The sequence below is a fragment of the Sphaerisporangium sp. NBC_01403 genome, from assembly GCF_045040145.1.
GTDB classification, from domain to species: Bacteria; Actinomycetota; Actinomycetes; order Streptosporangiales; family Streptosporangiaceae; genus Sphaerisporangium; species Sphaerisporangium viridialbum.
This window is the reverse complement of the sequence record NZ_CP109534.1, coordinates 4,470,806-4,487,400: the sequence shown is the minus strand read 5'-3', so window position 1 is coordinate 4,487,400 and position 16,595 is coordinate 4,470,806. Positions and strand designations below refer to the sequence as shown.

14 protein-coding genes and 3 pseudogenes are annotated in these 16,595 nt (G+C 69.6%); 9 read left to right on the top strand and 8 right to left on the bottom strand.

Features of this window, described 5'->3' with window-relative positions:
* The first annotated feature begins 32 nt into the window (after nucleotides 1–32).
* Nucleotides 33–1,451 (top strand): hypothetical protein, encoded by a 1,419-nt coding sequence (locus tag OG589_RS20195; RefSeq protein WP_405151240.1) that lies wholly within the window; start codon nucleotides 33–35, stop codon nucleotides 1,449–1,451.
* A 61-nt stretch (nucleotides 1,452–1,512) separates the two neighbouring features.
* On the opposite strand, the gene OG589_RS20190 is transcribed toward OG589_RS20195, so the two are convergent.
* Both OG589_RS20190 and OG589_RS20185 read right to left on the bottom strand, forming a co-directional pair.
* Nucleotides 1,513–2,499, bottom strand: coding sequence for an NAD-dependent epimerase/dehydratase family protein (locus tag OG589_RS20190; RefSeq protein ID WP_405151238.1), 987 nt, complete (start codon nucleotides 2,497–2,499; stop codon nucleotides 1,513–1,515).
* Nucleotides 2,500–2,617: 118 nt separating this feature from the next.
* The gene (locus OG589_RS20185; RefSeq protein WP_405151236.1) at nucleotides 2,618–2,992 is read right to left on the bottom strand and encodes an SDR family oxidoreductase; all 375 of its coding nucleotides are present in this window, start codon (nucleotides 2,990–2,992) and stop codon (nucleotides 2,618–2,620) included.
* A 184-nt stretch (nucleotides 2,993–3,176) separates the two neighbouring features.
* Here OG589_RS20185 and OG589_RS20180 point away from each other — a divergent pair, with 184 nt between their 5' ends.
* The 6 genes and pseudogenes from OG589_RS20180 to OG589_RS20155 all read left to right on the top strand — a co-directional run bounded on the left by OG589_RS20180 (nucleotide 3,177) and on the right by OG589_RS20155 (nucleotide 8,007).
* The gene (locus OG589_RS20180; protein WP_405151234.1) at nucleotides 3,177–4,529 is read left to right on the top strand and encodes a molybdopterin-dependent oxidoreductase; all 1,353 of its coding nucleotides are present in this window, start codon (nucleotides 3,177–3,179) and stop codon (nucleotides 4,527–4,529) included.
* Nucleotides 4,530–4,546: 17 nt separating this feature from the next.
* Complete coding sequence (locus tag OG589_RS20175; protein ID WP_405151232.1) at nucleotides 4,547–5,044, top strand: hypothetical protein; 498 nt, start codon at nucleotides 4,547–4,549, stop codon at nucleotides 5,042–5,044.
* A complete protein-coding gene (locus OG589_RS20170) occupies nucleotides 5,041–6,870 on the top strand; it encodes a glycoside hydrolase family 15 protein (protein WP_405151230.1) in 1,830 nt (609 codons plus the stop codon). Before OG589_RS20175 ends, OG589_RS20170 begins: the two co-directional genes overlap by 4 nt.
* Nucleotides 6,870–7,022, top strand: a pseudogene (locus OG589_RS20165) (manganese catalase family protein); the annotation flags it as partial. The gene OG589_RS20170 and the pseudogene OG589_RS20165, both read left to right, overlap by 1 nt.
* Before the next feature lie 36 nt (nucleotides 7,023–7,058).
* Nucleotides 7,059–7,163: pseudogene (locus tag OG589_RS20160) on the top strand (hypothetical protein); the annotation flags it as partial.
* Nucleotides 7,164–7,359: 196 nt separating this feature from the next.
* Nucleotides 7,360–8,007 carry a hypothetical protein gene (locus tag OG589_RS20155; RefSeq protein WP_405152080.1) on the top strand — a complete coding sequence of 216 codons (648 nt, stop codon included), beginning with the start codon at nucleotides 7,360–7,362 and terminating at the stop codon, nucleotides 8,005–8,007.
* On the opposite strand, the gene OG589_RS20150 is transcribed toward OG589_RS20155, so the two are convergent.
* The 5 genes from OG589_RS20150 to OG589_RS20130 form a co-directional block, all read right to left on the bottom strand.
* Nucleotides 7,902–8,405, bottom strand: a complete 504-nt coding sequence (locus OG589_RS20150) for a DUF421 domain-containing protein (RefSeq protein WP_405151228.1) — start codon at nucleotides 8,403–8,405, stop codon at nucleotides 7,902–7,904. The genes OG589_RS20155 and OG589_RS20150 overlap by 106 nt on opposite strands.
* 210 nt (nucleotides 8,406–8,615) lie before the next feature.
* On the bottom strand, nucleotides 8,616–9,062 hold the full coding sequence (locus OG589_RS20145; protein ID WP_405152079.1) for a nitroreductase/quinone reductase family protein: 447 nt from the start codon (nucleotides 9,060–9,062) through the stop codon (nucleotides 8,616–8,618).
* Nucleotides 9,063–9,350: 288 nt separating this feature from the next.
* A complete protein-coding gene (locus OG589_RS20140) occupies nucleotides 9,351–11,090 on the bottom strand; it encodes an ABC transporter ATP-binding protein (RefSeq protein WP_405151226.1) in 1,740 nt (579 codons plus the stop codon).
* Nucleotides 11,087–12,928, bottom strand: a complete 1,842-nt coding sequence (locus OG589_RS20135) for an ABC transporter ATP-binding protein (RefSeq protein ID WP_405151224.1) — start codon at nucleotides 12,926–12,928, stop codon at nucleotides 11,087–11,089. Before OG589_RS20135 ends, OG589_RS20140 begins: the two co-directional genes overlap by 4 nt.
* Before the next feature lie 139 nt (nucleotides 12,929–13,067).
* The gene (locus tag OG589_RS20130) at nucleotides 13,068–14,063 is read right to left on the bottom strand and encodes an alpha/beta hydrolase (protein WP_405151222.1); all 996 of its coding nucleotides are present in this window, start codon (nucleotides 14,061–14,063) and stop codon (nucleotides 13,068–13,070) included.
* Nucleotides 14,064–14,139: 76 nt separating this feature from the next.
* Here OG589_RS20130 and OG589_RS20125 point away from each other — a divergent pair, with 76 nt between their 5' ends.
* Together OG589_RS20125 and OG589_RS20120 are read left to right on the top strand one after the other, a co-directional pair.
* The gene (locus OG589_RS20125) at nucleotides 14,140–14,718 is read left to right on the top strand and encodes a TetR/AcrR family transcriptional regulator (RefSeq protein WP_405151220.1); all 579 of its coding nucleotides are present in this window, start codon (nucleotides 14,140–14,142) and stop codon (nucleotides 14,716–14,718) included.
* A gap of 200 nt (nucleotides 14,719–14,918) precedes the next feature.
* Nucleotides 14,919–16,031, top strand: coding sequence for a zinc-binding alcohol dehydrogenase family protein (locus tag OG589_RS20120; protein WP_405151218.1), 1,113 nt, complete (start codon nucleotides 14,919–14,921; stop codon nucleotides 16,029–16,031).
* Nucleotides 16,032–16,247: 216 nt separating this feature from the next.
* On the opposite strand, the pseudogene OG589_RS20115 reads toward OG589_RS20120, so the two are convergent.
* Nucleotides 16,248–16,552: pseudogene (locus OG589_RS20115) on the bottom strand (Tn3 family transposase); the annotation flags it as partial.
* Nucleotides 16,553–16,595 lie beyond the last annotated feature (43 nt).

The following is a 16,595-nucleotide window of genomic DNA, read 5'->3' as shown; positions in this document are numbered from 1 at the left end:
AAATAAGCCCAGCTCAGACCTACTGTTACGGTGTGGCGGAAAGATCGGATCGGGGAACGGCCGCTCCTGCCGTCCGCATGTACGAGGCGGGCGGCGGGAGCGGCCGCCGGACGCGCGGGGCGCTCGCCGGGTGGGCGGTGCTGATCGCTGGCTGCTTCGCTGTGGGGGCGGTCCTGCACGCGCTGGGCGTGCTGCGGATCGATCACCTGCCGCCGCTGCACGCGCACTTCCGGGTGCTCACGGTCACGCTGCTGCCGGTGGTCGCCTTCGCGGTGGTCGCCGTACGGAAACTGCCGGGATGGGTCAGGCAGGGCGGGTTCGGACGAGCCCTGCTCGTCGCCTACGGGTGCGCGCTGGCCTGGACGATCTTGTTGGCCATATCGGCCGACGGACTGGCCGCACCGTTCACCCACCGTGAGGAGTACCTAGCTGTGCTGCCCGCCGTGGGTCACGACCCGCTCGGCTGGCTGGCCGGCTTCACGCAGCGGCTGCCGGAGTATCCGACGCACGTGCGGGGGCATCCGCCGCTGCCGGTGCTCGTGGTGTGGGCGCTCGCTGCTGTGGGTCTGGGCGGGCCGTTGTGGGCGGCGATCCTGGTGATCCTCGTCGGCTGTTCGGCCATGGTGGCGATCGGGCTGACCGTGCGCCGCCTGGCGGGGGAGGAGGCGGCCCGGCGGGCGTTGCCGTACCTCGCCCTCACCCCGGCCTCGGTCTGGATCGCCACCACGATGGACGCCTTCTTCGCCGGTGCCGGCGCGTGGGGCGTCGCGCTCCTGGTGCTCGGCCGGAGTACCGCGGCCAGGACGTGGTTCGCGGGCGGGGCGGGGGTGCTGCTGGGCGCTCTGCCGTACCTGAGCTACGGGCTGGTCCCTTATCTGGTGATCCCGCTGGCCGTCGCCGTGCTGGTCCGGCTGCCGCGCCCGGCGGTGCTCGCGGCCCTGGCGGGTGCGGCGGCCGTGACGGGCGTGTTCGCGGCGGCGGGTTTTTCGTGGCTCGCCGGGGTGGCGGCCACCCACGCGGAGTGGGCGGCCGACCCGGGCGCGGCCCGCCCCTACCTGTACTTCCTGGTGGCGAACCTGGCCGTCCTCGCTCTGATCACCGGACCGGCCACGACTGCGGGCCTCGTCCACGCGGGGCACCACCTCACCCACTGCCCGGCCGTCACCGCGGTCGGCGGGAATCCTCGTGCCCACATCCCCATGTCCGGGATCGCGGCCGCCGTGATGAACCTGGCACGCCGCCACGGGATCGCCGCCGTGGTGGCCGCGGCGCTGGTAGCGGTGCTGGCGCTGGACGTCAGCGGGGTGACGCGGGGGGAGGTGGAGCGCATCTGGGTGCCCTTCGCCGTGTGGATCGGCCTGTCGGCGGCGTACGCTCCCGGCCGCCGCATGCTCGCCGCGCAGGTGGTCACCGGCCTGCTGCTGCAGGGGCTGGTCGCCTCCCCCTGGTGACCGGTGGCCATCCCTCTCGCGTCGCCGACACGGTCCGTGACCCGGACCTCACATGGGCGAGTCAGGCAAGAGGAGCGCCGGCGAACTCCTTCATGCCCTCGGCGAAGGTGGTGCGCGCCCGGAAGCCGAGTTCCTCGGCGGCCCGGCCGGGTGAGGCCACGATGTGCCGGACGTCGCCGAGCCGGTACTCGCCGGTGAGGATGGGGTCCGGGCCGCCCCGCTCGGCGGCGAGCGCGGCGGCCATCTCGCCGACCGTGTGCGGCTCGCCGCTGGCGATGTTGTACGCGGCCAGGGCTCCCGGCGTGCCGCCGGACAGGGCGGCGAGGTTCGCCCGGGCGACATCGCGGACGTGCACGAAGTCGCGCCGTTGCCGGCCGTCCTCGAACACCCTCGGCGCGCGGCCCGCCTCCAGCGCGGACCGGAAGATCGCCGCCACCCCGGAGTACGGCGTGTCCCTGGGCATCCTCGGCCCGTACACGTTGTGGTAGCGCAACGCGACCGCCGTGCCGCCGGTCTCCCGCGCCCAGTTGGCGGACAGGTGCTCCTGGGCGAGCTTGGTGCTGGCGTAGGCGTTGCGCGGGTCGGCGGGCGCGTCCTCGCTGATCGTGACGGGCGCCACGGGCGAGCCGCACCAGGGGCAGCGCGGTTCGAACCACCCCTGTGCCAGGTCCGCGGCGGCACGTGGACCCGGCCGCACCCGCCCGTGCCCGGGGCATTCGTAGGCCCCCTCTCCGTAGACGACCATCGAGGACGCCAGCACCAGCCGCCCGATGCCATGCCCGGCCATCGCCGCGAGCAGGACGGCGGTGCCATAGGCGTTGACCGACGTGTACTCCGGCAGGTCGGCGACGTCCACGCCGAGCCCGACCTTGGCGGCCTGGTGCACCACCGCCTCCATGCCGGGGAGCACGCGGTCCAGGACGGCGGCGTCGCGCACGTCCTCCCCGTTCCGAAGATCGACACCCGTCACGTCGTGCCCGGCCTCCTCCAGCGCCTCGACGACATGACTTCCGATGAACCCGGCCGAACCGGTCACGAGTATCCTCACCCGGCCGACGGTAGGCCCCATCCCACCGGTCCTGGCGGAACGGCCCAGGAGCGTTCGAAGGCCGTAAGAATTCTTGGCCGGCACCGGCGGCTGCCTTTCCCGGATCCCAGGCACTGAACTATGGGGTTGCCACACCATCCCGGCCGACGGCAGCGCCCCGTAAGCGGTCTCCTTGCGCTGCCAGGGTCGCGCCGGTGACGTAGCTCGACCGTGGCGAGGCGAGGAACAGGATGGCCTCGGCGATCTCCGCCGGGCGGGCGGTGCGGCCCATGGGCAGTCCCTTGGCGATCTCCTCGATGCTCTCGCCCCATTCGACCAGGACGCCCGCGGTACGGGTTGGGCCGGGGGCGGCTCTCGCTGCTCCGCGAGGCGGACCCCTACCGACCGGCTGGCCCTGGCCCTCCTGTCGGCCCTGCAGGGCGGGCTGCTCCTCGCCCAGATCCGCCGCGACACCACGGCCCTGGAGGCCGCCCTGGACACGACGCTCGCCCACATCGCGTCCCAGGCCACCTGAGGTACGCGGTCTTCCCGCTGCTCCCGCTTGGGGAAAGCCATTCCCCCGGAGAGGGAGTATGACGGAAAACAGGGCGTCGTCCGACTTTGGCCGACGGTGTTCGCGGTGAGGACTGGCGGTAGGTCGGTGGCCGGCTTCTGCCTGCACCGGCTTCGGGGGGATCATGTCGGATGCGTCGGACGGGCGCCGCCACCATCAGGGCCGGTCTGCGGCAAGCAGGCCCGGCGCGCGGCTGAGGGGGTACCTGCGGGGGCAGGAGCGTCCGCCGGGCCCGTTCCGGCCGGAGTTCTGGCGCAGTCCGCTGCGTGGCCCGTGGCTCACCTCCGTGTTCGGGCTGGTGCTGCTGGTCGGGCTTCCGCTGGTGGCCATCACGGGCCTGATCTCGTACGCCGCCTATGATCCCCGGCTACCGGGCAACGACATCACGCCGGAAAGAGGGCTGTTCGGCTTCTATCTCTTCGACTGGCCGACCAGCCCGGTCTGGCTCTACCGCGTCACCCAGGGCGTGCACGTAATCCTCGGCCTGACGCTGGTGCCGATCCTGCTGGCCAAGCTGTGGTCGGTGATCCCCAAGCTGTTCGCCTGGCCGCCGACCGGCAGCCCGGCGCAGACGCTCGAACGGGCCAGCCTGCTGCTCCTGGTCGGCGGCGCGGTCTTCGAGTTCGTCACCGGCATCCTCAACATCCAGCTCTTCTACGTCTTCCCCTTCTCCTTCTACCCGGCGCACCTGTACGGCGCATGGATCTTCCTGGCCGCGCTGGCGGTGCACATCGCCATCAAGCTGCCCCGGCTGCTCACATCCCTGCGATCCCGCAGCTTCCATCAGGAACTGCGCACATCTCTGCGCGACACGCGCCCGGAACCACCTGACCCCGACGGCCTGGTCGCCGCCGCTCCCGCGCCGCCGACCATCTCACGCCGGGGCCTGCTGGCCTTCGTCGGCGGCGGCTCCCTGGCCGTACTCGGCCTGTCGGCCGGGCAGACGATGGACGGCCCGCTGCGGCGTACGGCGCTGCTCGCCCCGCACGGGCGGTACTACGGGTCCGGGCCGAACGACTTCCAGGTGAACAAGACGGCGGCGAGCGTGGGCGTCGTCGCGGCCGAAACCGGGCCCGGGTGGCGGCTGACGGTGCATGGCGCCCGTCAGGTGCGGCTGTCGCGTGAGGAGCTGCTGGCCATGCCGCTGTACACCTACCGGTTGCCGATCGCGTGCGTGGAGGGATGGTCCACCGAACAGACGTGGACCGGCGTCCGGCTCACCGACTTGGCACGTTTGAGCGGGGCGGACGGCGGCGCGGGCGTCTACGTCCGCTCGCTGCAGCGGGGCGGCGTGTTCAGCCACGTGTCGCTGAGCCCGGGGCAGGCGACCGATCCCCGTTCCCTGCTGGCGCTGCGGGTCAACGGCGCCGACCTGTCGCTGGACCACGGGTTCCCCGCCCGGATCATGGTGCCCAACGCCCCCGGCGTGCACAACACCAAGTGGGTGCGCGAGCTCGACTTCCGGGCCCCGCCATGAGGGGCGGGATCAGTGCCATGAGGGGCAGGATCGGCGCGGCGCGCCGGCGGGCGCGAGAACGCTATGGCGCCGGTCTGTGGCACCTGTTCGCGCTGTTCGCCTGCTTCGGGGTGGCCGCCTACGCCCTCACCCGCGTCATCGCCGCCGGCATCCTGCTGGGATTCCTGCTGTGGTTCCTCGGAGCCGTGATCCTGCACGATCTCGTCGTCCTTCCTCTCTACTCCGCGGCGGACCGTTGCCTACAGCGCCTCCCAGCGGTGGGCGATAGGCGACCGGGGCCGTCGGTCGCCTACCTGCGGGTACCGGCGGGGCTGTCGGGGCTGCTGCTGCTTATCTGGTTCCCCCTCATTTTGCGCGCGTCCGAGTACAACTACCGGAAGGCGACGGCCCTGAGCACCGACCCGTACCTCGGCCGATGGCTGCTGGTCACCCTGGCGCTCTTCGCCGGGTCCGCACTCGTCTACGGTGTGCGGCGCGCGGCCGGCGGCCGCCGGGCCGGCAAGGCGCACTGGTGAGCACCCGGCCGATCGGCGACTACGCGATGTTGTCGGACTGCCGGTCGGCCGCCCTGGTGAGCCGCGACGGCTCGGTGGACTGGCTGTGCCTGCCTCGCTTCGACAGCCCCGCGATCTTCGCCCGGCTGCTCGATGACGATGCCGGCCACTGGACGATCGGCCCGGCCTGCCCGGCCGAGGTCACCCGCCGCTACGTCCCCGGCACCCTGGTGCTGGAGACCACATTCCGTACCCGTGAGGGCACGCTGGTCCTGACGGACGCTCTCGCCCTGGGCGCCGGGGAGCGTGGGCACGATCTGGGAGCGTCCTCCGCCGGGATGGTGCTGCGGCAGGTGACCTGCGTCGAGGGCAGTGTGGCCGTGGACGTGGCCTACGCGCCGCGTCCGGAGTTCGGCCTCGTCCACCCGCTGATGCAGCCCGTCCGCGGCGGTCTGATCGCGCGTGGCGGTGCGACCGCGCTGACCCTGTCCAGCCCGGTGGAGTTGCGGGTGAGCGGCTCCGTCGCGGACGCCGCCGTCACCTTGCGCGCCGGGCAGAGCCTCGGCTTCGCGTTTCAGGCCGGCTGGGCATGGGACCCTGATCCGCCGTGCCGCACCTCTCGCGAGGTACGGCGCAGGGTCAAGGACACTGTCCGGGGCTGGCGTTCGTGGTCACGGCTGCACGCGAACTACGAAGGCCCCTGGCGCGATCTGGTCGAGCACAGCGGCAGAGTGCTGAAGGCGATGACGTACGCCCCCACAGGGGCCGTCGTCGCCGCGGTCACCACATCCCTGCCCGAGTGCATCGGCGGGGAGCGCAACTGGGACTACCGCTACACCTGGGTCCGGGACGCCAGCTTCACCCTGCAGGCCCTGTCCACCGCCGCCTGCGAGATCGAGGAGACCGCCTTCTTCGGCTTCCTGGCCCGCGCCTCGGCCACACAGCTCGATCGCGGCGCCGATCTGCAGATCATGTACGGCGTCGGCGGCGAACGCGACCTGAGCGAACGACGCCTGCCGCACCTGCGCGGCTGGCGCGGCAGCTCTCCGGTACGGGTAGGCAACGACGCCTGGCACCAGGCCCAGCTCGACGTCTACGGGGAGTTGCTGGACGCCGCCCACCAGACCTACTGCGATACCGGCCCGTTCGACCCGTTCACCCGCGCGATGCTGGTCGGGGTGGCCGAGGCCGCCGCCCGTCGCTGGAGGGAGCCGGACCAGGGCATCTGGGAGGTCCGCGGACCCAGCCGGCACTTCACACATTCCAAGCTGATGTGCTGGGTCGGGCTGGACCGGGCCATCCGGCTTGCCCCCCTGCTGGGAGCGAGCGGACGCGTCGGTGACTGGACGCACATACGGGACGAGATCCGCGCCGCGATCCTGAGCCAGGCGTGGAACGAGCGCATCGGCGCCTTCACGCAGACCTTCGGCGGCACCGCCCTGGACGCCGCGCTCCTGGTGGTGCCGCTGGTCGGATTCCTCGCCCCAGACGATCCACGGGTCCGGTCCACCGTGCGCGCCATCGCCACCCGCCTGAGCGACGCCCGCGGCCTCGTCCACCGCTACCACGCCGCCGACGGGCTCGCCGGACAGGAGGGCACGTTCCTGCTGTGCACCTTCTGGCTCGCGCACGCCCTGGCCCTCACCGGCGAGCAACCCGCGGCCAGAAGGGTGTTCGAGACCGCCGCCTCGTACGCCAACGACGTCGGCCTGCTCGCCGAGGAGGTCGACTCGGCCACCGGAGAGCCGATCGGCAACTATCCGCAGGCTCTCAGCCACATCGGCCTGATCAACGCAGCCCATGCCATACGTGACACATCTCGGTCTCGCAGGGCGATGAGCGGATGATCGTGACCGAGGAGATCGGTCACGTCGAGATGCTCGCGACGATGGACGCCCGGCTGCTGGAGGGCGCGCCGGCCACCGCGACCACCAAGATGGCGATGCTCGACCCGGTGGTGGACGCGGTGCAGGGCGGGATGGACCCGCAGCAGGCCATCACACCATGATGACCTTGACCCGCTGAATGCCACGGAGACCTGCTGTTGCAGTTGTGCGCCAACCACGCCGACGCGTTGGTGAACGCGCTGATCGAGATTCATACGCGCACCGGTGGGCTGATGCGGCAGCGCTGGCGCATCGACGGGTTCCGCAGCCCGCAACGCCCGAGTGGAACCCCCCGTGACCTGCTCGGATTCCACGACGACGTCGCCAACCACTTCCTGACCGACGTCAAGGGCCGGATCGACAAGTTCATCTGGGCGCATCCGCCCTCTCCCGAACCGGCCTGGACCGCCGCCGGCACCTACCAGGTGATCCGCATCGTCCAGATTCCATCTGGACGAATGGAATCGGGTACCGGTCGCCCTGCAGCAAAAGATCTTCGGTCGGCACAAGATCACCGGTATTCCGTTGAACGGCGGCGCCAACCTCGACTCCCCGCTGGTCTACGACCCAAAGGCGAGGTCATGCCGTTCAACTGCCCGAGCACCGAGGTCTCCTGCATGCCGGTCAGCGCGAGCACAGGGACGTGGTCGAGCTTGGCGTCGTACAGCCCACCGGCGTCGGCCGTTACAGGGGGGTGCGTGGGCCCGGGTGCGGCTTACCGGCGCGCACCTGGCGTGCTCTGGAACCTGTTACCCGCGTCGCCCTTCCCGGCGGCGAATCAGGCAAAACCACGGATCGAGGCGGCATACGCGGCCCTTTGTGCGGTCCTTGCCGCCGATTGACGAGGTCACGTGGTACGGGCGCACCGGCCTGCCATCCGTACCGATTGCGACGGGAGGCATGAGGCGGTCGTCAAGGTTCGGCCGTGCTGTCAAGGATCGGACTTCATCTCTTCCCCATCGGCCGGGCCATTCGGCTCTGCCGGGCTGTGCTCACGGCGAGCCGCCTGGTGCCTTGTCCCGGGTGATGACGGAAATCGAGCCCCTGGGCTCGAACACCGCCAGGTGCACGTTCGCAAGGTCGGTGACGCCGTGCTGACGTAGCACGCTGTCCAGATCCCGGCTGGTCATGCAGCAGCGGCGCAGTTCCAACCGCTGCACCACACCGTCATGGACCAGTACCCGCAGCGGTGGATCCACGAGATGGGCAACCCCGGGAAAAAGGCGCAGGCGGACGACCACCAGATGCGCGAGCAACAACGTGACCAGGGCTGCCGCCCCGGTCATGCCCGAGGCGTCGGTGGCGGTGGCGGTACGCCCGATGATCGCCCCTACCGAGATGGCGGTGACGAAATCAACCGGGGAGAGCTCGGCCAGCGAGCGGCGGCCGCTGAGCCGGAACGCCACCACAGCGGTGATGAACAACGCCAATATCTTGACGGCAGCATGCAGGGCACGCTGGGGATCACCAACCAGCGCATCGAGGATCGCGTTCACGCCGTGGTTGTCCGGGCCCGGGCCTCGCGCCGGCTTCCCACCGGCCGGCCCGCGTCTGTCCCCGCCTCAACGAAGAGCGACACGACGGGCGAGGTAAGAGCAGCCACCAGTCTTCCCACTTGTGAAAATAGGCGCCCAGCCGGCACCTCAATTGCATGGGTTTACCCTGTCGGCGTTCTGTGAAAACGATCAGAAGCTCTGTACGGGGTTCTAGCATTGGGAGGAGCGCATCACCTCGTAGTGGCTCCCTTTTCGCACGTCAGTGGGGTTGACTCCACCCTGCAAGAAGATTGCGGCTTTTGTGGTGGTTTGCCGGTTTGTGCTGGGTAAGGGTCGTGCGTGGGTGCCATGCGAGACCCTCCCAACCTGTGGCGGCCGGCCGCGTTCGGTGACGGGGACCTCGTCGAGCGTGATCTGTTCGCGGCCCCGTCGGCGCAGGACGGCACGACCGCCCGCGGCGCGGACGTTGCGCACCCAGTTCGCATTCGGGCCGAGCATCGCCACCAGATACCGCTGCCCGTCGAGCTCGGTGACGGTGATGGGCAACGAGATCTGCCGTCCTGAACGTCTTCCGGTCACTTCCAGCGTCGCGGTCTGCCGGGGTGTGAGAACTCCCGACGCATACAGCAGCGCGTCGACGCGATTCACCGCTCTCATGAGAGCTGTCGGCCGGCCCGTGCGTCCGCGGTAGAGCGCGCGCTTCACCGCAGCGATGCCGCCGAGGATGGATGGTGGCACTCGACTCACCGCAGCCCATCGGAGTCGGCCGTGAGGGGACTCATGCGTTCGGCCCCTTGCGGCTGCTTTCTCCACACGAGGATGACCGCAAGGATTTCTGCCAGGCAGGGGAGCATGCCGACCCAGCCCAGCAGCGACGACCAGGAGCACTGACGATGGGCCAGACACGCGAAGGACTCGGCGAGATGGCCGACCCCGCAGACTTGGTCACCGCGCTGGTCCAGGTAGGACCCAACCACTGGTCGCCGGTGTCATGGAAATATTCCAGTAGTCGGCGTAGCGGTCGCCGTGGCGCATTAGCTCGTCGTGGTCGCCTTCTTCCGCGATCTGGCCGCCGTCCAGGAAGACGATGCGGTCGGCGTGTTGGACGGTCCGTAGCCGGTGCGCGACCATCACCACCGTCCGGCCCGCCATCAGGCGCTCGATACCGTCGTGGACGGCCGCCTCGTTCACCGGGTCCAGGGCGGAGGTCACCTCGTCCAGCAGCACGATGGGGGCGTTCTTCAGCAGCGCTCGCGCGATTGAGACGCGCTGGCGCTCACCACCCGACAGCAGTGCGCCGCCCTCGCCGACGTTCGTCGCCCACCCGTCGGGCAGTCGCTCGATCACCTCGTCCAACCGCGCCGCGGTCGCTGCCGCCCGCATCTCGGCTTGGTCGGCGTCGGGACGGCCCAGACGCACGTTCTCCTCGATCGTACCGTCGAAGAGATAGACCTCCTGGAAGACGATGGCGATCTTCGCCATCAACACTTCAGTGCTGATCGCGCGCACGTCCACGCCCCCCACGCGCACCGCGCCCGCGTCCACGTCGTAGAACCGCGCGAGCAACTGCAGCAAGGTGCTCTTGCCCGCTCCCGACGGCCCGACGACGGCGAGCCGTTGTCCCTGCGGCACGGACAACGACAGGTCGTCGATCACCGTGCGGCCGCCCTGCCGGAAGGTGACGACGTCGAACTCCAGGTCATGGCGTTCCGGCTGGATCGGTTCGCGAGGCTCCGGCAGCGGCTCGGTGCGCAATACCGTGTCGAGTCTGACCAGCTCGGAACGCGCGCCGCGCACCTTGCCACCGATATCCGACAGCGACAGCAGCGGATCGGCGCAGCGGGCGGCGAGCACCAGGATCGTCAAAACCTCTGCCGCCCCGATGCTCCCGCCGAGCGCGAGGTAGGCGCCCAGGATCAGCAACACGGTGAACATCGCCTGCACTGTGAGCGTCAAGCCCACCGCACCGGACAGCGCCGACAGCGTGGAACGGCGGGACGCGCGCTGGACTTCCCGCAGCGAGTCGTCGAGCAACCGGAAGCGTTCGTCGGTCCGGCCGCCGGCTCGCAGCACCGGCTGGGCCTGGAGATATTCGATGACGCGCCCGGTGGCCTCCTTGTCACGTTCGTGGCGCTCGGCGTCGGTGGCGGCACTCGAGCGTGCCGTCCAGATCTGGATCGCCGCCACGACGGGTGCGGCGACCAACGCGGCCAGCCCCATCTGCCAGTTGAAGGCGAGCATCACGACCACGATCGTCAGGGGAGTCACGCAGGCGGAGATGAACGGTGCCAGCAGATGCGCGATCACGCTCATCGCCTGCAGGAGGCCGCGGCTGGCCATGACGGACACCTCCCCGACGCGGCCGGCGCTGTACCAGCCGATGGGCAAGCGGGCCAGATGCTCGCCGAGCCGGTGATACATGCCACGCAACATCGTGGTCCCGACGCGGAAACCGGATGAATCGCTGCGATAGCGCAGCGCCGCGTAGGCCGCGGCCGCGGCCCCGAATGCGATCAGCGAGGGCCAGGCGTCTCCGGGTGCGCTCCCGAACAGTGCTCGCAGCACGGGAACCAGCAGTGCGTAGGCCAAGCCCTCGGCTATCGCGGTCGTCGTCATCAGGGCCACGGTGCGACGCACCGGCTGGGCGTACTCGTGTCCCAGCACGCGCAACAGCATTCGAATCATCGGGGCTCGTCTCCTCGCAGTACGCCACCAGGGGTCTCGGTCTCGTCGGCGATCGCCGATCGGTGGGATTGCCAGAACGCGGCGAACTTTCCGCCTCGTGCCAGCAGCTCGGCGGGGCTGCCGCGCTCGACGATCGACCCGTTCTCCAGCACCACGACGGTGTCGGCGTCGGCGACCGTCTCCAGCCGGTGGGCGATGACCAGGATCGTGCGATCGCCCGCCATCGTCGCCAGGGCCCGGCGCACCGCCTGTTCGGTCTGCGGGTCGGCGAATGCGGTCGCCTCGTCGAGCACCAGGACGGGCGTGGCGGCGAGCAGTGCGCGTGCGAGCGAGATCCGCTGTGCCTCGCCACCCGACAGTCCGGTGTCTTCACCGATCACCGACTCGTATCCGCGCGGCAGCTCAAGAATTCGATCATGAATGTTCGCCAGCCGGGCGGCGCGAACCACGTCATCGCGGTCGGCATGCGGTACCGCCAGCGCGATATTGTCCGCGACCGACGCGCGCAGCAGTCGAACATCCTGGAAGACGAAGGAGACCAGCCGGTAGAGCTCCCGGCTGCCGATCTCGCGCAGATCGACACCACCCAGGACGACCGAACCGTGACTCGGGTCGAAGAACCGCGGCAACAGCTGAACCAGCGTGGACTTCCCGCTTCCCGACGGCCCCACGATCGCGGTGATCGTCCCCGGCTCGAGCACCAGGTCGATCCCGCGCAGCACCTCGTGATCGCCTTCGTAGGCGAATCGAACCTCACGCAATTCCACCCGGTGACCCTGTGGTGCGACCGGGTGCGCAGGCTCCGCCAGCGACCGCACCGCAAGCACGTCCCGGATCCGGCCGACCGCGCGGCCGGCGGCCTGCATCTCGTCGAAACCGTGGCCGAGGGCCGCCACCGGAGCGGTCAGGCCCAGTCCCAGCAGCAGGAAGGGCAGCAGGTCCGCCGGGGCCAGGCCACCGGACGTGATCAGAACCGTACCGCCGATCAGCACGACCAGCAGCACGAACGGCGGCGACAGCGCCAGCTGCATCCCGGCGGCGATCACGGACATGCCGCGCACCCACCGGAAGAAGATGCTGACGAAATCGTCCGCGGCCGTGAGGAATCTGCGGTGGGCGCGCTCGGATCCGCCGAACGCCTTGACCACCGAGATCCCCTGGACGAACTCGACGACGGAACTCGCAATACGTCCCATGGCCGCATCGAATTCCTTCTGCTCGCGCAGTCGGCTCGGGGTCATCATCAAGGGGACCAGCGCCATGGCAAGCACCACCGGGATCAGCGTGATCAGCGTGAGCCGCCAGTCGATGGTGAACAAGTAGATCAGCGACACCAGCGGCACCACGAATGCGGAGACGAGCTCGCCGGGGGTGTGGGCGATGAACGGATGCACGGCACTCACGTCCTCACCCACCACCTTGGCCAGCTCGCCGGTCCGGCGCCGGGAGAACCAGCCGATCGGTACGCGTCCCAGCCGCGCGGCCAGTTGCCGGCGAAACGACAGTTGCACCTGGCCGTCGACAAGATGCCCGATTCCGGACGACGCGGCCGTGAACAGCAGCCGGACGAACAAGCCGACCGCACCCGCGATCACCACGAACCACACATGACCGTGATCGATCGGGCCGGGCGACAACAGAGCACGACCCAATTCGACGACCGCCAGCAGCGGTGCCAGACCCGCGACAGCGCCGATCACCTGCAGGAGGACAACGGCGGAGAAACTCCAGAGATAAGGACGACGCAGCAGCCCCGCCAGGCTCTGTTCTGCCGCGGAGTCGGTATCCGGTGATGGCGTGGACAGTTCCCTCGCCTTGGCAAGGCCGGTGGTGGTCATCTCTTCCCCGTCTTCAATCAATCTCGTTGCGGCCAAGTCCGTGGTCGAGCCGAGAGTCGTATGCCCGGGTGGGCCCACCGACTGTCACCTCGTCCATGGCGACGATGATGTGGAACAGAAACCGGCAGGCCGGGACCCGTCACCCAGCGAGGGCGCCCCGGAGGAACTCGACGATCTCCGCCCGCGCCGCCTTCGCTTGCCGCACCACGCCCGGCATGCTGAGGAACGCGTGCGTCGCTCCGCGATACTCGGTGAGCCGCGCGGGCGTCCCGGCCGCCCGCAGTCGTTCGGCGTAACAGCGGCCGTGATCGGCCACCGGATCAAGGGTCGGCACCACCACGAGCGCTGGGGCCAGCCCGCTCAGGTCGTCGGCATACAGCGGCGACACCGCACGAGGATCCTTTCCCGGCGGAACCGCGAGCCGCTGGAACAGCCGCATCTGCGTCATGGTGAGGGTCGGGCTGTGGGCGTGCTGGCTCATCGAGGCGTGGTCGAACCCCGTCGAGGTCAGGTCGACAGCGGGGTTGACCAGCACCTGCGCCCGCAGGAGCAGGCCGGACTCTCTGGCCCGGATCGCGGCCAGGGCAGTGACCATCGAGCCGGTGCTCTCACCGAAGACGGCGGTCCGTGCCGGGTCGACTCCCCACTGCGCGGCGTGCTGCACCACGTGCCGGAGTACGTCCCAACCGTCGTCGACGGCCGCCGACAGCGGAGTCTCCGGGTCGATGAGGCGGTGCTCGACCGAGACGACGACCGCGGGCAGTCGCGCGGCGAGGTGGCTGTTCACCCAGTCGCTCTGCACCGCCGTGCCCACGAACCCGCCTCCGTGCACGTGGAGCACGAGTGGCAGGCCGGCCCGGTCGGCGCCTTCGCCGCCGCGCCCGGGCGAGGGCCGGTACACCCGGACCCGGAGCCCGCGGCCGGGCAGCGCCACCTCCCGCCACTGGATCGTGGCGCCGCGGTCTGGAAACCCGCTGATCAGCCGCGCCAGACGGGACGCGCGCTTGCGGTTCACCGCGTCGCGCAAGGCGACCAGTTCCTCGGCCGTCATCGCCAACCAGTCCGGCTCCCTTCCCAGGGCATGCAGCAACCGGATGCCCAGCGGCGGCCGCTCCGTACCGGTGACCTCGCTCATGTCTCCTCCTCAGTCCAATAGTTTCGCTACTTCAAGTAGCGATACCGATAGTAGCGCAAGAGGTTATCGTGTGGGCATGACCCGAGCGAGCACATCCGCCAGACCACCCGGTCGCCCGCGCTCCGGCGTCAACGCCGTCGTCTTCGCCGCAACGCTGCGCACGGTCCACGAGCTCGGCTACGCGCGTGCCACCGTCGACCGCATCGCCGCCGCGGCCGGCGTTGCGAAGACGACGATCTACCGTCGCTGGCCGTCGAAGGGCGCGCTGATCGTGGACTGCCTCCTTGACGCGTTCGGCCCGGTGCCGCTGGAGGGCGCCAGTCGAGCCGAGCTCATGTCCTCGACCATCCGCTGGACCGCGGCGAAGATCAGCGAGCCCGGGGTGGGCGACGCGTTCGCAGGCGTGTTCAGTGACGCCGTCAGCGATCCGGCCCTGCGCGAGGTCCTGTCCGCGCAGTTCCAGGACCCGTACCGGCTCGCGCTCCAGGACGCGCTCGGCGAGCCGGAGGACCGGGTCCTACTCTTCATTGACGTCGTCGTCGGAACCTTGCTCCACCGGATGGGCATGACCGGCGAGCCGATGGTCAACGCCGACGTCGCCGCACTGGTCGAGATGGTTCTGCCGCACTTCGCTGACAGTTCCGGTCCGACCTAGACCTGCTGTCGAACTGGGGATCAGCTCCGACAGCGACGACTCGGCCAGAGCCCGGGCACTACGGCTCCTGCGCTCAGCGGGCGATATCGCCGCACGATGGCTCGACCTCGTGGGTGATCGTGGATAGTGAGATCTAACGCGAAATCGCGCCCGTCCTGTCGGCCGTCGTGGGCCGGCAGGTCATCAGATGGGAGCGAAACATGAAGCAGACTCAGACGATTCCGGAGACGTTTCTCGGCGTCGGTTACACAAGAGACCGAGCTGGGCTGCCGCTTGAGGCGGTGCGTGTTCCCGTCCCGCAGCCGGCGGCCGACCAGGTTCTGATCCGCGTCGCCGCCTCGTCGCTCAACCCGCTGGAGTACAAGCTGGCCGACCTCAATTTCATGGGACGGACGCCCCCCGTCGTTCTCGGTCTTGACCTCGCGGGCGTCGTGGTCGCCGTGGGCAATGGTGTGAGTGGCATAGCCGTCGGCGACGCGGTGGCCGCCATGGCCGATTTGAACGGTGATGGCGGTTGGGTCGCAACGGGCGGGAGCGGAGGGGAAGGCGGCTATGCCGTCGCACGCCAATTCCTCACCGTCCCCAAGCCGCCATCCCTGAGCTTCCGCGATGCGGCGGCGCTTCCGATGTGCTTCCTGTCCGCTTTCGTGGGTCTTTACCGGGCCGTCCAGGCCGGTGACACGGTCTATATCCCGGGCGGTGGGGGCGGCGTCGGGCATCTCGCCGTGCAGATGGCGGCGCGTGCCCTGGGGGCCGGACTAGTCATCAGCAGCGGCAGCACGCCGCAATCGATGGCGCTGGCCCGGCAGTCCGGCTCCCATCACATTTTCAATTATAAGAGCGACGACATCGCCGCCGAAATCGCGAAGCTGATCAGTAGGCGGGGCGTTGACCTCGTCTTCGACGCCACCTACAGCGAGCAGGGCTTTGTCGAGACCGCGAAGACCGTCCGGCGGGGCGGCAGCTGGATCGTGCTCGGCGTCGGCCCCGGCAAGACGACACGCTTGATGGAAACGCACAGCCCGGTGGATGCCATCCTGGCCGAGCGGGGCGCCAAGCATGTCAACGTCAATCTGCTGCGCTACTTCTCCGAACCCGCCACGCTCGACAGCGAGGCGCATGCCTTTCTCCAGCGCGGGATGGCTCTGGCGATGGAGTGGGCGACGCAGGGACTTGTGGTCCCGCACGTCAGCCAGACCATCGACAGCACCGTCGAGGCGATCAATGCGGGACTGCATTCGCTGAAGGCGGGCGGTGGCGTACCGGGCAAGGTGGCGGTGATCGTGGATCGCGACCTTGCCGCGGGGAAGTGACGGGCGGTCGCCTGTTTTCCCACAGTGATGCGCGCAGGCGAGCGACGAGTTCGTTCGCGTGCCGGCGGAGACCAGGCCCATCTCGACGGCCTCGGTGCCGCTGAAGATCCGGCCGCTCAGCAGCAGTTCCATGGCCCGGGAGACATCGGTCAGCCGGGGAGGAGTCAGGTGCAATTGGATTCCGGCGCGAGCCCACGCTGGATGCCTTGGGCCCTGGCGGGCGAACATGCGCAGCAGGTCGTAGGCGCGGACTTGGTTGGTCACCAGCGACCCGGAGCATGTCCGGCCACAGCGTGATCACCTTCCTGGTGTTCACCTTGTTCCGGGCGATCGCCTCCAGCACCCCGTAGTCGCCGGTGGAGCCGTCGGGCAGCTCGGAGCGCCAAGAACCGCTGGTCGCCCAGGTCGGCGAAGCGCGGCGCGAACCGGTAGCCGAGCATGGAGAAGATCCCGAACACCATGTCGCTGTCACTGGCCTGGTCGGTCGTGACGACCTCGGGCTTGGGCCCGGCATCCGGGTTGATCACAGAAACGAAAGGGGGCAGCGCGGCCGGGTCACCGGGC

Bases quoted from the DNA above. Each gene is read 5' to 3' on its own strand.
- OG589_RS20120 (WP_405151218.1), top strand. From the start codon at position 14,919: ATGAAGCAGACTCAGACGATTCCGGAGACGTTTCTCGGCGTCGGTTAC.
- OG589_RS20130 (WP_405151222.1), bottom strand. From the start codon at position 14,063: ATGAGCGAGGTCACCGGTACGGAGCGGCCGCCGCTGGGCATCCGGTTG.
- OG589_RS20135 (WP_405151224.1), bottom strand. From the start codon at position 12,928: ATGACCACCACCGGCCTTGCCAAGGCGAGGGAACTGTCCACGCCATCA.
- OG589_RS20140 (WP_405151226.1), bottom strand. From the start codon at position 11,090: ATGATTCGAATGCTGTTGCGCGTGCTGGGACACGAGTACGCCCAGCCG.
- OG589_RS20145 (WP_405152079.1), bottom strand. From the start codon at position 9,062: ATGAGAGCGGTGAATCGCGTCGACGCGCTGCTGTATGCGTCGGGAGTT.
- OG589_RS20175 (WP_405151232.1), top strand. From the start codon at position 4,547: ATGAGGGGCAGGATCGGCGCGGCGCGCCGGCGGGCGCGAGAACGCTAT.
- OG589_RS20125 (WP_405151220.1), top strand. From the start codon at position 14,140: ATGACCCGAGCGAGCACATCCGCCAGACCACCCGGTCGCCCGCGCTCC.
- OG589_RS20180 (WP_405151234.1), top strand. From the start codon at position 3,177: ATGTCGGATGCGTCGGACGGGCGCCGCCACCATCAGGGCCGGTCTGCG.